The organism is Thalassospira sp. CA1 (genome assembly GCF_059052855.1).
In genome coordinates this window covers 1-12,627 of the sequence record NZ_JBZCIA010000012.1, presented here as the reverse complement: position 1 = coordinate 12,627, position 12,627 = coordinate 1, and the positions used below count along the sequence as shown (strand labels likewise).

Here is a 12,627-nt window from a genome sequence, read left to right as displayed (position 1 = left end):
TGATCAGACCAGCCATGCAGCAGAAAACAGTCGCCTGATCAGCCTTTGCCAAGACGATCGGCAAGCACCTCGACCCGTTCGGCCATGCTTTCGATATTTTCTGCCAGTGCGTCACCTTCGGCGGCGGACAGGCTGCCGACCTCTGCAACCGCCGGGCTTTGGCCGGTATTGAGTTTTTCCTGTGCCATGCTGAGCTCGTCGGCAATGAGAAGGCTTGTCATGACCAGCAGACGCTGTTCACCGATCTGGCCCACCGCGTCGGAGATTTCCTTGACCCGCTCGTCGACATAGCTGGCAAGCGCGTGAATGCGTTCTTCCTGGCCGTCGTCACATGCGATGTCGTAGCTGCGACCGTTAATACGAATGGAAACCTGTGCCATGAATTATGCCTGTTTCTTTGCGGGTTCTTCATCAAGGACGAGTTTGAGCTGATCAACAGCGCCATCAAGGCGGTTTGAAACCGTTTCGGTGGTGCGGCAAAGCCGGACGTAATCTTCGCGCAGTGCCGAAAGTTGCCCGCGCAGGGTTTCGACCTCTGCCGTGTCAGCGTCTGTAGCCTGGCTTTTGGCTTCGATTGCCGACTCCGCAGCCGTTTCCAGACGTTCCAATGCTGCTTTCAGCCGATCACTTGCCTGTTGCAACCGCGACATAACCCTACCCGAATGTTTGCTGTTTACCCAAAGAACGCAGACATTGATTGTCTGCGGCGACTCATCGAAAACCGATCTGACCTGTCGAAGATGTCATGATCATGGCTGATTTAACATCACAGATTCCGATCAACAACCGTTTTGCCCCGGCGACGTCGAACCGCATCAACGATGCCCGATCCCCTGCCCGTGTTCAAAACATAGAACTGGCGCGCTAAACTGGTCAACAGTACGGCCAATCTGCGATGGCGAAGGGCAGCGTGGTTAATCTGAATCAAGATAACATGGCAGATTTTCGATAGAAGCGGTTGACGTATGCCCCCTGTAAGGGCATCTTCCGCGCGAATTCCGTTAATAAATGGAAAAGTGTTTTCATCGCCCGACCGCGAAACCCCCAGGAACCGCATCACATGACGACGCAAGTAGAACACAACCGCATGGCCAATGCCATCCGCTTCCTCTCGGCAGACGCTGTTGAGAAGGCCAAATCCGGTCACCCGGGCATGCCGATGGGCATGGCAGACGTTGCGACTGTTCTTTATACCAAATTCTTGAAATTCGATCCGAAGCACCCGAACTGGCCGGACCGCGACCGTTTCATCCTGTCCGCAGGTCACGGTTCGATGCTTCTTTATTCGCTTCTGCACCTGACCGGGTATGAAGACTTCGATCTTGATCAGATCAAGAATTTCCGTCAGATGGGCTACCGCACTGCGGGCCACCCGGAATACGGCCACGGCGAAGGCATTGAAACCACCACCGGCCCGCTGGGTCAGGGTATTGCGACCTCGGTCGGTTTCGCCCTTGGCGAGCGCATCATGAATGCCCGTTTTGGTGACAGCGTTGTTGACCACTACACCTATGTGATTGCCGGTGACGGTTGCCTGATGGAAGGTATTTCGCAGGAAGCCATTTCGATGGCCGGTCACATGAAACTGTCGAAACTCATCGTTCTGTTCGATGACAACGGCATTTCGATTGATGGCCCGACCTCGCTTTCGACCTCCGAAGATCACAAGAAGCGCTTTGAAGCTGCTGGCTGGGACGTTCAGCAGATCGACGGCCACGATCCGGTCGCAATCGAAGCAGCCATTGCCAAAGCCAAAACCACCAACACACCGTCGATGATTGCCTGCAAAACCGAAATCGGTTTTGGCGCACCGACCAAGGGTGGCACCTCGGCAACGCACGGCTCCCCGCTTGGTGCCGAAGAACTTGCTGGTGCACGCAAAAAACTCGGCTGGGATTCCGAGCCGTTTGAAATCCCGGCAGATGTCCGTGACGCATGGCTTTCTGCGGGCGCACGCGGTGCCGAGGCCTTCAATGCCTGGGGTTCGCGTTTCGAAGGTCTGGAAGCAGCCCTGAAAGACGAGTTCGAGCGCCGCATCGAAGGCAAGCTTCCGGAAAACTGGATCGAAGCCTTCAACGACTACAAAAAGCAGATCACCGAAGACAAGCCGAAAGTCGCAACACGTAAAGCATCCGAGAATGTTCTCGAAGTGCTGACCAAGGCGATCCCGGAAATGATCGGCGGTTCTGCCGACCTGACCGGGTCGAACAACACCAAGACCAGTGTTCAGGCGCCGATCACCGCGGATGGCGGCTATGAAGGTGGTTACATCTATTACGGTATCCGTGAACACGGCATGGCAGCGGCCATGAACGGTCTGGCTCTGCATGGTGGCGTTCTGCCTTATGGCGGCACCTTCCTGGTGTTCACCGACTATTGCCGCCCGGCGATCCGTCTTTCGGCGCTGATGAACCAGCGCGTTGTTTACGTCATGACCCATGATTCCATCGGTCTTGGCGAAGATGGCCCGACCCACCAGCCGGTCGAACATGTTGCGTCGCTGCGCGCCATGCCGAACGTGACCGTGATCCGCCCGGCCGATGCGGTTGAAACTGCCGAAGCATGGGCAATGTCGATCACCAACGAAACCGGCCCGACCGTTCTGGCTCTGACCCGTCAGAACCTGCCGGTTCTGCGCACCGAATACCGCGAAGACAACCTTGTCGCGCGTGGCGGTTATGTGATTTCCGATTGCGATGGCGACCGTCAGGTCACCCTGATCGCGACCGGTTCGGAAGTCGAGATCGCAATGGACGCGCAGGCGAAACTCAAGGCAGACGGCATCAAGGCCGCTGTTGTGTCCCTGCCGAGCTGGGAACTGTTTGACGCCCAGTCGCCGGAATACCGCAAGGACGTTCTGGGCAGCGCCCCGCGCGTTGCCATCGAGGCTCTTTCGGTCTTTGGCTGGGAAAAATATGTTGGCGATAACGGCAAGGTTATCGGCATGCACGGATTTGGTGCCTCGGCACCGGCCCCGGTCCTTTACGAGCATTTCGGCATCACCGCCGATGCGCTGGTCAAAGCGGCCAAGGAACTGGTTTAATTTACAGGGCCGGATCGGTAACATGCCGATCCGGCCTTTTTTCTATGGGTTCTTTACCCTAAGCCGTGATTGATACTCCCCAGGTACCAATCATTATAATTTTGGAGGGATGAATGGCTATTCGCGTAGCGATTAATGGTTTTGGCCGTATCGGCCGTCTGGTTCTGCGTTCTATCGTTGAAAGCGGCCGCACCGACGTTGAAGTTGTTGCCATCAACGACCTGGGTGACGTCAACACCAACGCACATCTTCTGAAATATGATTCCGTTCATGGCGTTCTGGCCAATGACGTCAAAGCCGAAGGCGAAAACCTCGTCATCGACGGCAAGACGATCAAGGTTTGCTCCGAACGTGACCCGGCGAACCTGCCGTGGGCTGACCTCAAAGTTGACATCGCGTTTGAGTGCACCGGTATCTTCCTTGACGAAGCTGGTGCTGGCAAACACCTGACCGCAGGTGCCAAGCGCGTTCTGATTTCCGCCCCGGCAAAGGGCGACATCAAGACCGTTGTTTACGGTGTTAACTCTGACACCCTGACCGCTGATGACGTGATTGTTTCGAACGCATCCTGCACCACCAACTGCCTTGCACCGGTTGCAGATGTTCTCAACAAAACCGTTGGCATCACCAAGGGCTTCATGACCACCGTTCACGCCTTCACCGGCGACCAGAACACCGTGGACAGCCTGCATAAAGACCTGCGTCGTGCGCGTGCGGCATCGCTTTCGATGATCCCGACCTCGACTGGTGCGGCAAAGGCTGTTGGCCTTGTTCTTCCGGAACTCAAAGGCAAGCTCGACGGTACCGCGATCCGCGTCCCGACCCCAAACGTTTCCATGGTTGACCTGACCTTCGTTGCAGGCCGTGACACCACGGTTGACGAAGTCAACGCAGCCATCAAGGAAGCAGCAAACGGCCCGCTCAAAGGCGTTCTTGGTGTTTGCGAAGCACCGCTGGTTTCGGTTGACTTCAACCACAACCCGAACAGCTCGACCTTTGATGCGACCCAGACCCAGGTCATGGACGGTAACTTCGTTCGTATCCTGTCCTGGTATGACAACGAGTGGGGCTTCTCCAACCGTATGAGCGACACCGCTGTCGCCATGGCGAAGTTCCTCTAAGCATCGCTTAGGCCCAGATTTTCGAAGTGCCCGAAGTTCTGCTTCGGGCACTTTTCTTTTGCGCCTCTTTCCGTCACTGTCTAGGTGACACGCCTATCAAGACAAACAGGAGCCCGGCCCGTGAGCCTTCTTTTCAAGGAACTTGATTATCGCCCGACACCGATGGGAGTATTAAGCCTGCGTCGCCGACGTGAGCTGAGCCTTGATATCGATGTCTACGAGATCAAGCTTGATGAAGAATATCTGATGTCGAGCCTGTTTACCGACGCCGAGATTGCGCTGGCCGACCTTGGTCTGGCGGAGCTTGATCGCGACAACCTTGATGTTGTCGTTGGCGGGCTTGGACTTGGCTATACCGCCAAAGCAGCCCTTGATAATCCCAAGACCGGCAAACTGACCGTTCTTGATACCCTGCCCGAGGTGATTGAATGGCATCAGCAAGGGTTGCTGCCACTGGGTGAGCAGCTTTCAAACGATCCGCGCTGTGCGCTGGTGCATGGTGATTTCTTTGCTGCCTCACTTTCCGATACGCCGGGCATGAACCCGGATGCACCCGAAAAACTGCATGACGCGATCCTGCTCGATGTTGATCATTCGCCGGGCAATGTCCTGCATGAAGATCACAAGCGCCTTTACACCAAGGATGGTTTGGCAAAGCTTGCCAAACATCTTGTGCCCGGCGGCATCTTTGCCCTGTGGTCGACCGAGATGCCCGAACCGTGGTTTGAAGAAAACCTCAAATCCGCGTTCGAGACCATCCGGGCTGATGTCATTAAATTCAAACATCCGCTGATTGACCGTGAAGATATCAACACGGTCTATGTCGCGCGCACCAAAGCATAAGAACCACGCAAATGAGCCCCCTGCCCGATCCCGTCATTCGCATTCATGGCATTACCGGCGCCAGATCAGCCTGCCGGGTGATGGGGGATCGTGCCTTTGGGTTGCTGTCGCCGGAACATGCCGCACAAACGCACGGGGCACTGTGGTTTACCGATCTGGTCACGCTGGTGCGTGAAGACTTTCCGGCATGTGATTTCACGGCAATTCTTGATTGCCGTGGGCGGGTTTCCGGGGCATTGGCGGCAATTGAGCTGGGCCTGGACGCGGTAATCGTCGAGCCCACATCAGATACCCGGATTGAAAAACTGGCGGATATGGCGCGTCAGGCCAATTGCAGTGTCATCACCGATTTACCAGCAACTGATACGATCTATCAGATGGCCGATGACCTGCTGCCCGATCACGAGTTGGACAAGCGGTTGCGCGCGCATATTGATGGCCTTGGTTCGAAGATGCCCTAGGCAATTGCCAAAACCGGCGTCAAAGGTTACATAACACGCAGGAAATCATCAGGAATTATCATCGTGAATTCAGACGAACTTGCCGGTCTTTATCTTCTGACCCCGCCGAAAATCGACCTTGCACCCTTTGGCGAGAAGCTGAAATCCGTGCTGGATACCGGTGCGGTTGATTGCCTGCAATTGCGCCTGAAGAATGTCAGCGATGATGAAATCCGCAAGGCGATTGATACCATCCTTCCGATGTGTGCGGATCGTGACATTCCGCTGATCCTCAATGACCGTCCTGATATTGCCAAGAAATCGGGCTGTGACGGTGTGCATGTCGGCGAAGAAGACGCAAGTTACGACGAAGCACGCGCCATCATGGGCGAAGAACATATCGTCGGTGTGTCGTGCTATGACAGTCGCCATAAGGCGATGATCGTTGGTGACAAAGGGGCTGATTACGTCGCATTCGGAGCGTTCTATCCGACCGGAACCAAAGAAGCCAAAACCAGCGTCACCCCTGAAATCCTTGAAATCTGGACGACCTTTACCACGGTGCCCTGTGTGGCGATTGGTGGCATCACGGCTGATAATGTTGCACCGCTTGTTCTGGCAGGTGCCGACTTCATTGCTGTCACCGGTGGCGTCTGGAACCATCCGGACGGGCCAGAGGCCGGTGCGAAGGCCATCAAGGCAGCGATTGCGGCAACCGAGATCTGATTTCTCTCATTGGTCCAGCCATGCGCGAATGATGGGGCGTTATGCGTGCAAACCCGGATCAATCTGCTTGCAGCAAAACAGCCAAACTGGTAGGTAGAGCGCCTGAAATGGGGCGCTTGCCCCTTATTGCATTGTGAATCTGTGATCTGAAAGAACGGTTTGTGCCATGAAAATCAACGGCAACGAAATCCGTCCGGGTAACCTTATCGAACATAAAGGTGCCCTGTGGCGTGCAGTAAAATGCCAGGCTGTGAAGCCGGGTAAAGGCGGTGCTTTTAACCAGGTTGAACTCAAAGACATTCGTACCGGCACCAAGCTGAACGAGCGTTTCCGCGCTTCGGAAACCGTCGAAAAGGTTCGTCTTGAGCAGAAAGAATACACCTATCTGTTCGCCGATGGTGACATGATCACCTTCATGGACAGCGAAACCTATGAACAGATCACAGTAAATGCCGACCTTGTCGGCGAAGCGGCTGTCTATCTTCAGGATGGTATGGTTGTGACCATCGAATCCTTCGAAGGTGAGCCGCTTGGTGTGACCCTTCCCGAGCATGTCGTCTTCCAGATTGTCGAAGCCGATGCGGTTGTCAAAGGTCAGACCCAGTCTTCTTCTTTCAAACCGGCTGTTCTTGAGAACGGTGTTCGTGTGATGGTGCCCCCGCATATTGAATCGGGTACGCGCATTGTCGTGAACACTGTTGAAGGCACCTATATCGAGCGTGCCAAGGACTAAGGGCGAACCCCGCCCTCTGGTTTTCATTTTAATTCAAACACCGGGAGATATGCCGTGCGAGGCGCCGCCCGTCGTTCTGCGAACATCAATGTGATGTACAAGGCTGTCGAAAAGGCAGCCTACGGACTGAAACGCGACTTCGGTGAAGTCGAAAACCTTCAGGTGTCGATGAAAGGCCCGGCAGATTTCGTATCTGCGGCTGATCACCGTGCCGAAAAACGCCTGCGTGAAGAGCTTGAGCGTTCCCGCCCCGGTTATGGCTTCCTTATGGAAGAAGGTGGCGAGATCAAGGGCACCGATCCTGAGCACCGCTGGATCATTGATCCGCTTGATGGCACCACCAACTTCCTGCATGGCATCCCGCATTTTGCGATTTCGGTTGCCCTGCAGAAGGGTGACGAAATCATTGCCGGCATGATCTATGACGTCGCCAAGGACGAATGCTTCTGGGCGGAAAAGGGCGTTGGTGCGTTTCTTGACAACCGCCGCCTGCGGGTTTCGGGCCGTCGTCGTCTGAACGAATGCGTTCTGGCATGCGGTGTTCCGCATCTTGGTCATGGTGATCACGCGGCATTTGAAAAGCAGCTGCACTCGGTCATGGATCGTTGTGCCGGTGTACGTCGTATGGGGGCAGCGGCCCTTGATATGGCCTATGTCGCGGCTGGTCGTTATGACGGTTATTGGGAATCCCACCTCAATGCCTGGGATATCGCAGCCGGGATCATCCTGATCTCCGAAGCTGGCGGATATATCCGCGATGACAAAGGCGGCACCAACATGCTTGCTACCGGCAGCGTCGTTGCGGCCAATGACTATATCCAGCCGGTGCTGGCCAAAACGCTTAAAAAGGCAATCACGGGCTAACACCCGGCTTTTGTTACTGTTTTTTGAAAGGGGCGCTTCGCAATTTGCCGAAGCGCCCCTTTTGCGTTTTCGGTCAAAGCGGTTGTCCATCATCTGTCTCTAAGCTATGGTGCTTGGGACTGTGCGGTCTGATTGCGGGCCCACGGACACCAAAGGGGGGGCATTCGGAAAGTTTTGCGGGTGCCTAATGATCGACACAAAACTGTGTGAAATAGAACAACGTTACCAAACGATTTCAAACACAGGGTATTAAGGGGCCTGCGATTTGATGATGGGGTATTCCAAGATTTCGGTGCTTGCGATGACGGCTGCACTGGGCACAACCGTGTTCTTTGCGCCAGATGCATCGGCGCAACAATACTCCCCCGTTTCGAATGACAGCAGCGTTCAGGTAAACTGGGACGTTGCAGATGGCTATGGCGGGCAGCCGACCGTTCCGCAGTATCTGTCTCCGACCGTTTCACGCGATCATATCGTCATGCCGGGCGGTGATCTGATTTTCCCGGAAACCCGACCGAAATCGACATTCCTCGCCGCTGAACAATTTGCCAGTGCCACAGGCAGTTCTGGCTATGACGGCGGGTTTGAAACCGTTGTCATCGACGGATCAAGCGGCGGCGGCAATGCCTTCCCGACCCAATCAGAGTTTTATGGCGTTCCCGGCGTCGTCCCAAATGCAACCCAGCGTGTCGCGGACATGGATGATGGTGCAAACCAGACCATTGCGCTGACCCAGCCCGAACCGACCGCCGCACCGCGCAGCAAACCGGTTGCACCACCTGTAACCGAAAGCAGCGCTTCGACCGCACCGACGCCGCTGACTAAGCCTACTCCGGCACCGGAGCCTGCGCCGACTGTTGCACCGGCGGCACCGGAGCCGACCCCGGCGGCCCCGACCACTTCCCCGGCAACCGAGACGGCAGAAGTATCTGATGCCCCTGTAGCACCGCCTGCCCCGGTCGAAGAAAACAACGCAGCACCCGCACCGGCAGCACCGGAAGTCGCACCAATTTCCGACACACCTGCGCCCCCGGCGGCACCTGCACCAGACACCACTCAGCCTGCGACCGAGATGGCAGAACCGGCGCCTGCGCCAACTGTGCCACCGGCCCCGGCTGAAGAAGCATCCATCCCGCCAGAAACCTCTGCGCCGGCTGCAATGCCGGCCACCGGTGGCGATGAATACAGCCTTGGCTTTGCCGCTGACAGTTTCGAGCTGAGTGCAGCTGCCAGAAGCCAGCTCGACAGCGTGATCGCAACGATGGGGCAGGATGAAGATCTTCGAATTCAGTTGCAGGCCTATGCGCAAGGTGATGGGGCGAATGCCTCCAAGGCGCGTCGTCTGTCGCTGTCACGCGCGCTTCAGGTGCGTTCCTATCTGATTGACAGGGGTGTGCGCTCCACGCGCATTGATGTTCGTGCCCTGGGTGCGAATGTTCCGTCCGGCCCCGCAGATCGCGTCGATATCAAAACCGTTCAACGCTAGGATTAATCCGCTATGAGCAGCAATTCGGCCAGTGGTACGGGATCCCTCCCGCCTATTACCAAACCCGGTAGTTATCTGACACGTATGGCAATCTTTGTTGCCATCATCGCCGGGGTTGGCGCCCTGCTGTTCCCGGCGCTGTCTGATGCCTTTATGGCCAATGCTGTTCTTAATGGCCTGATCCTTGGCGTGTTTGTGGTTGGGGTTATTTATACCTTCCGGATGGCCGCAAGCCTTTCACCCGAAGTGACGTGGATCGAGGATTTTCGTCGGTCCCGCCCCGGCCTGACGTCGCAGGTGCCGCCGAAACTTCTGGCCCCGATGGCCAGCATGATGGCCGAACAGCGCCGCGATCGCCCGCAGCTTTCGACCACCTCGACCCGGACCATCCTTGATTCGATCCGTTCCCGCCTTGATGAAAGCCGCGAATTGTCGCGCTATGTCGTTGGCCTTTTGGTGTTCCTGGGTCTGCTCGGCACCTTCTGGGGCCTGCTTCAGACCGTGAACTCGGTTGCCGGTGTGATCAGCAACGTCAATGTCGGCAGCGGGTCCAACATGGACCTTTGGTTCTCCGAGCTTAAAGACGGCCTGTCCGAACCGCTAAGCGGCATGGGCACGGCGTTTTCGTCCTCGCTGTTTGGTCTTGCGGGATCGCTGGCCCTTGGTCTTCTCGACATGCAGGCCGGTCAGGCGCAGAACCGTTTCTTTAACGACCTTGAAGAATGGCTTTCAAGCTTTACACGCCTTGGTTCGGGTGGCGGCATTTCCGATGGTGAACAGTCTGTTCCGGCGTATCTTTCGGCCCTGATCGAACAGATGGCCGATAATATGGAAGGGTTGCAAAACTCCATCCAGCGATCGGAAAGTTCACAGATCAAATCGCATAACACGTTGATTGATCTGGCGGATAAGCTGTCGACCTTGACCGATCAGATGAAGGCCGAACAGCAATTGATGGTCAAGCTGGCGGAAAACCAGATGCATCTCAAACCGGTCCTTGATCAGTTGGCAGATTCTATGAAAATGGGCAGCTTCGGGATTGATGATAATACCCGCGCCCACATCCGTTCGCTTGATAATACGCTTGGCCGTATTGGCGAAGAACTGACTATGGGCCGCCAGCAATCCACACAGGAAATCAGAAGCGAGATCAAGCTCCTCGCCCGTACCATCGCCGCCATCGCCGAGGAGGGCTGATCGAATGATCGGGCTTTCGCGCCGTCGTAACCGCGATGTAAATACCTGGCCGGGCTTTGTTGATGCGCTTGCCACACTTTTGATGGTGATCATCTTTCTTCTGATGATCTTTGTCATTGCGCAGGTGTATTTGGGTGCGGCCCTTTCCGGGCGTGACGAGGCGCTAAGTGATCTGACCGCCCAGGTTAACGAGCTGACCAACTTGCTGTCGCTTGAACGTGGCAACAACCAGCGTATGGAACTCGAACTCACCCAGCTGACGACCGAGCTTTCCAATACCGCCGATCAGCGTGATGATCTGCGTGCACGTGCGGCCACCCTTGCCGATCAGTTGGCGGCAGCTGAACTTTCAACGGATGAGATTGAGCAGAAACTTCTGGCAGCCCTTGCGTCGCTTGAAGACAAGGAAGCCGAACTGACCGAGCTTCGCGAAACCACGGGCGAAAAGATCACTGATCAGGAAACCCGTATTGACGAGCTTTCGGCCCTTCTGGCATCGCGCGCAGCCGAGTTGGAAGAACAAAAGAACCTGAGTGACGAAGCCAAGGCACAGGTCGCGGCGCTTAATCAGCAGATGTTGGCACTCCGGCAACAACTGGCCCGGATCGAAGCCGCTCTTGAAACGTCCGAACGCGAGAACGAGGAAAAAGACGCCCAGATCGTCAATCTTGGCAATCGCCTGAATGCGGCCCTTGCCACCAAGGTTGCCGAGTTGCAGCGGTATCGTTCCGAGTTCTTTGGCCGCCTGCGTGAAGTTTTGGGTGATCGTCAGGATATCCGTGTTGTCGGGGACCGGTTTGTCTTCCAGTCCGAAGTTTTGTTTGGATCGGGTGAGGCAGAGCTTGGCGAAGAAGGCAAGGATCAGTTGGCCAAACTGGGCGAAACGCTGACCAAGATTGCCGCCGACATTCCCGATGATATCGACTGGGTGATGCGCGTTGATGGCCACACCGACAAGGTACCGATCCGAAACCTTCAGTTCGCCTCAAACTGGGAGCTTTCGGCTGCGCGTGCGATTTCGGTGGTCAAATTCCTGATTGATCAGGGTGTTCCGCCGAACCGTCTGGTTGCTGCAGGCTTTGGCGAATATCAGCCGCTTGATAACCGCGATGACGAAATCGCCTATCGCCGTAACCGCCGCATCGAGTTCAAGATTACCGAGCGGTAAGTTAAGGCACCAGAATACAGCTTTTAACGGCACCCTTTTTGGGTGCCGTTTTCATTTGGGCGCATTGAAATCCAACAAAAAATGGAACCAATCCGCGTTGTGTTACGTTCAATACAGATGAGCCTTTCAACAAAAAAGGAGGCCCAAATGACCAAAACACATCGCGAAACCGTTGGTGTTTTTGACGACATCAAAATACTCCAACAGACGGCAGATGATCTGGCGCAAGCCGGGTTTGATCAGCAAAAGGAACTTAGCCTTCTTGCGAGCGAGAAAACCGTCGAAGACAAGCTTGGCCATATTTATCGCAAGGCCGAGGATGTCGACAACGATCCTGATATGCCACCACTGGCCTATACAACGCCGACACCGATTGGCAATGCCGAAGGTGCACTGATCGGTGCCCCGATGTATGCGGCGGCCTTTGGTGCCGCCGGTGCCGTGATTGCGGCGGGTGGCCCGATTGCCCTGACAATTTCGGCAATCCTCGGTGCGGGCGGCGTTGGTGCCGCGGCAGGCGGGGTGATTGCCGCAATGGTTGGCAAAAAGTACTCCACCAAACTTCAAGAAGAGCTTGATCAAGGCGCCTTGTTGCTGTGGGTCAGAACACCAGATCCGCAAACCGAGGAACGTGCCAAGGATGTGCTTGGTCGTCACGAAGCGCGCCTGATTGAAACCCATGACGTATCAAATGCCACGACCAAACGTGACGTGGTCTGATACGCGTTCACCACCAACAGTTTGAGCGCGGCTTTCCAAATGGGCGCAATCGCAGGCGTTCCCAAACTGATGTCGCGTGATGCCTGACAAACGGAACAAAACCCCGCCGGATTGCTCTGGCGGGGTTTTGCCTTTGTATGGTCTCTAGCTCCCGTGACTGCATATCGCGGTGCTGGGTTCGGCACCCTCTATGCCTTAGAATTTTACGGTAGAATTCATTACAGATAGAATACGCGGATTGAAACCTAGTTTCACATCGTATAATTTAAGTGGAACAATATATGTC

The 12,627-nt window shown here is 55.6% G+C and carries 13 protein-coding genes; 11 read left to right on the top strand and 2 right to left on the bottom strand.

Going from position 1 to position 12,627, the window contains the following annotated elements; translation table 11 throughout:
- Nucleotides 1-38 precede the first annotated feature (38 nt).
- Both AC5Q5A_RS17450 and AC5Q5A_RS17445 read right to left on the bottom strand, forming a co-directional pair.
- On the bottom strand, nucleotides 39-380 hold the full coding sequence (locus tag AC5Q5A_RS17450) for a cell division protein ZapA (RefSeq protein ID WP_008891369.1): 342 nt from the start codon (nucleotides 378-380) through the stop codon (nucleotides 39-41).
- A gap of 3 nt (nucleotides 381-383) precedes the next feature.
- The gene (locus tag AC5Q5A_RS17445; protein ID WP_493896047.1) at nucleotides 384-650 is read right to left on the bottom strand and encodes a hypothetical protein; all 267 of its coding nucleotides are present in this window, start codon (nucleotides 648-650) and stop codon (nucleotides 384-386) included.
- Nucleotides 651-1,060: 410 nt separating this feature from the next.
- Between AC5Q5A_RS17445 and tkt the strand changes: the two genes are divergently transcribed.
- The 11 genes from tkt to AC5Q5A_RS17390 all read left to right on the top strand — a co-directional run bounded on the left by tkt (nucleotide 1,061) and on the right by AC5Q5A_RS17390 (nucleotide 12,341).
- Nucleotides 1,061-3,043: a transketolase gene (tkt, locus tag AC5Q5A_RS17440; RefSeq protein WP_493896046.1), complete on the top strand. Its 1,983-nt coding sequence runs from the start codon at nucleotides 1,061-1,063 to the stop codon at nucleotides 3,041-3,043.
- A gap of 113 nt (nucleotides 3,044-3,156) precedes the next feature.
- Nucleotides 3,157-4,164: a type I glyceraldehyde-3-phosphate dehydrogenase gene (gene gap / locus AC5Q5A_RS17435; RefSeq protein ID WP_063087176.1), complete on the top strand. Its 1,008-nt coding sequence runs from the start codon at nucleotides 3,157-3,159 to the stop codon at nucleotides 4,162-4,164.
- 120 nt (nucleotides 4,165-4,284) lie between these two features.
- Entirely contained in the window at nucleotides 4,285-5,007 is a 723-nt protein-coding gene (locus AC5Q5A_RS17430; RefSeq protein WP_493896045.1) for a polyamine aminopropyltransferase, read from the top strand.
- An 11-nt stretch (nucleotides 5,008-5,018) separates the two neighbouring features.
- Entirely contained in the window at nucleotides 5,019-5,468 is a 450-nt protein-coding gene (locus AC5Q5A_RS17425) for a hypothetical protein (protein WP_493896044.1), read from the top strand.
- Between the two features lie 63 nt (nucleotides 5,469-5,531).
- A complete protein-coding gene (thiE, locus tag AC5Q5A_RS17420) occupies nucleotides 5,532-6,173 on the top strand; it encodes a thiamine phosphate synthase (RefSeq protein WP_493896043.1) in 642 nt (213 codons plus the stop codon).
- A 166-nt stretch (nucleotides 6,174-6,339) separates the two neighbouring features.
- Complete coding sequence (efp, locus tag AC5Q5A_RS17415; RefSeq protein ID WP_008891362.1) at nucleotides 6,340-6,906, top strand: elongation factor P; 567 nt, start codon at nucleotides 6,340-6,342, stop codon at nucleotides 6,904-6,906.
- Nucleotides 6,907-6,960: 54 nt separating this feature from the next.
- Nucleotides 6,961-7,770 carry an inositol monophosphatase family protein gene (locus AC5Q5A_RS17410; protein WP_493896042.1) on the top strand — a complete coding sequence of 270 codons (810 nt, stop codon included), beginning with the start codon at nucleotides 6,961-6,963 and terminating at the stop codon, nucleotides 7,768-7,770.
- A gap of 268 nt (nucleotides 7,771-8,038) precedes the next feature.
- Nucleotides 8,039-9,256 (top strand): OmpA family protein, encoded by a 1,218-nt coding sequence (locus AC5Q5A_RS17405; RefSeq protein WP_493896041.1) that lies wholly within the window; start codon nucleotides 8,039-8,041, stop codon nucleotides 9,254-9,256.
- Between the two features lie 12 nt (nucleotides 9,257-9,268).
- Nucleotides 9,269-10,453 carry a hypothetical protein gene (locus AC5Q5A_RS17400; protein ID WP_008891359.1) on the top strand — a complete coding sequence of 395 codons (1,185 nt, stop codon included), beginning with the start codon at nucleotides 9,269-9,271 and terminating at the stop codon, nucleotides 10,451-10,453.
- A gap of 4 nt (nucleotides 10,454-10,457) precedes the next feature.
- Nucleotides 10,458-11,621, top strand: a complete 1,164-nt coding sequence (locus AC5Q5A_RS17395) for a peptidoglycan -binding protein (protein ID WP_493896040.1) — start codon at nucleotides 10,458-10,460, stop codon at nucleotides 11,619-11,621.
- 147 nt (nucleotides 11,622-11,768) lie between these two features.
- Entirely contained in the window at nucleotides 11,769-12,341 is a 573-nt protein-coding gene (locus tag AC5Q5A_RS17390; protein ID WP_493896039.1) for a hypothetical protein, read from the top strand.
- Nucleotides 12,342-12,627 lie beyond the last annotated feature (286 nt).

Excerpts from the sequence above, each read along its gene's own strand:
- AC5Q5A_RS17450 (WP_008891369.1), bottom strand. The coding sequence starts at position 380 with ATGGCACAGGTTTCCATTCGTATTAACGGTCGCAGCTACGACATCGCA.
- AC5Q5A_RS17445 (WP_493896047.1), bottom strand. The coding sequence starts at position 650 with ATGTCGCGGTTGCAACAGGCAAGTGATCGGCTGAAAGCAGCATTGGAA.
- tkt (WP_493896046.1), top strand. The coding sequence starts at position 1,061 with ATGACGACGCAAGTAGAACACAACCGCATGGCCAATGCCATCCGCTTC.
- gap (WP_063087176.1), top strand. The coding sequence starts at position 3,157 with ATGGCTATTCGCGTAGCGATTAATGGTTTTGGCCGTATCGGCCGTCTG.
- AC5Q5A_RS17425 (WP_493896044.1), top strand. The coding sequence starts at position 5,019 with ATGAGCCCCCTGCCCGATCCCGTCATTCGCATTCATGGCATTACCGGC.
- efp (WP_008891362.1), top strand. The coding sequence starts at position 6,340 with ATGAAAATCAACGGCAACGAAATCCGTCCGGGTAACCTTATCGAACAT.
- AC5Q5A_RS17405 (WP_493896041.1), top strand. The coding sequence starts at position 8,039 with ATGATGGGGTATTCCAAGATTTCGGTGCTTGCGATGACGGCTGCACTG.
- AC5Q5A_RS17400 (WP_008891359.1), top strand. The coding sequence starts at position 9,269 with ATGAGCAGCAATTCGGCCAGTGGTACGGGATCCCTCCCGCCTATTACC.
- AC5Q5A_RS17395 (WP_493896040.1), top strand. The coding sequence starts at position 10,458 with ATGATCGGGCTTTCGCGCCGTCGTAACCGCGATGTAAATACCTGGCCG.
- AC5Q5A_RS17390 (WP_493896039.1), top strand. The coding sequence starts at position 11,769 with ATGACCAAAACACATCGCGAAACCGTTGGTGTTTTTGACGACATCAAA.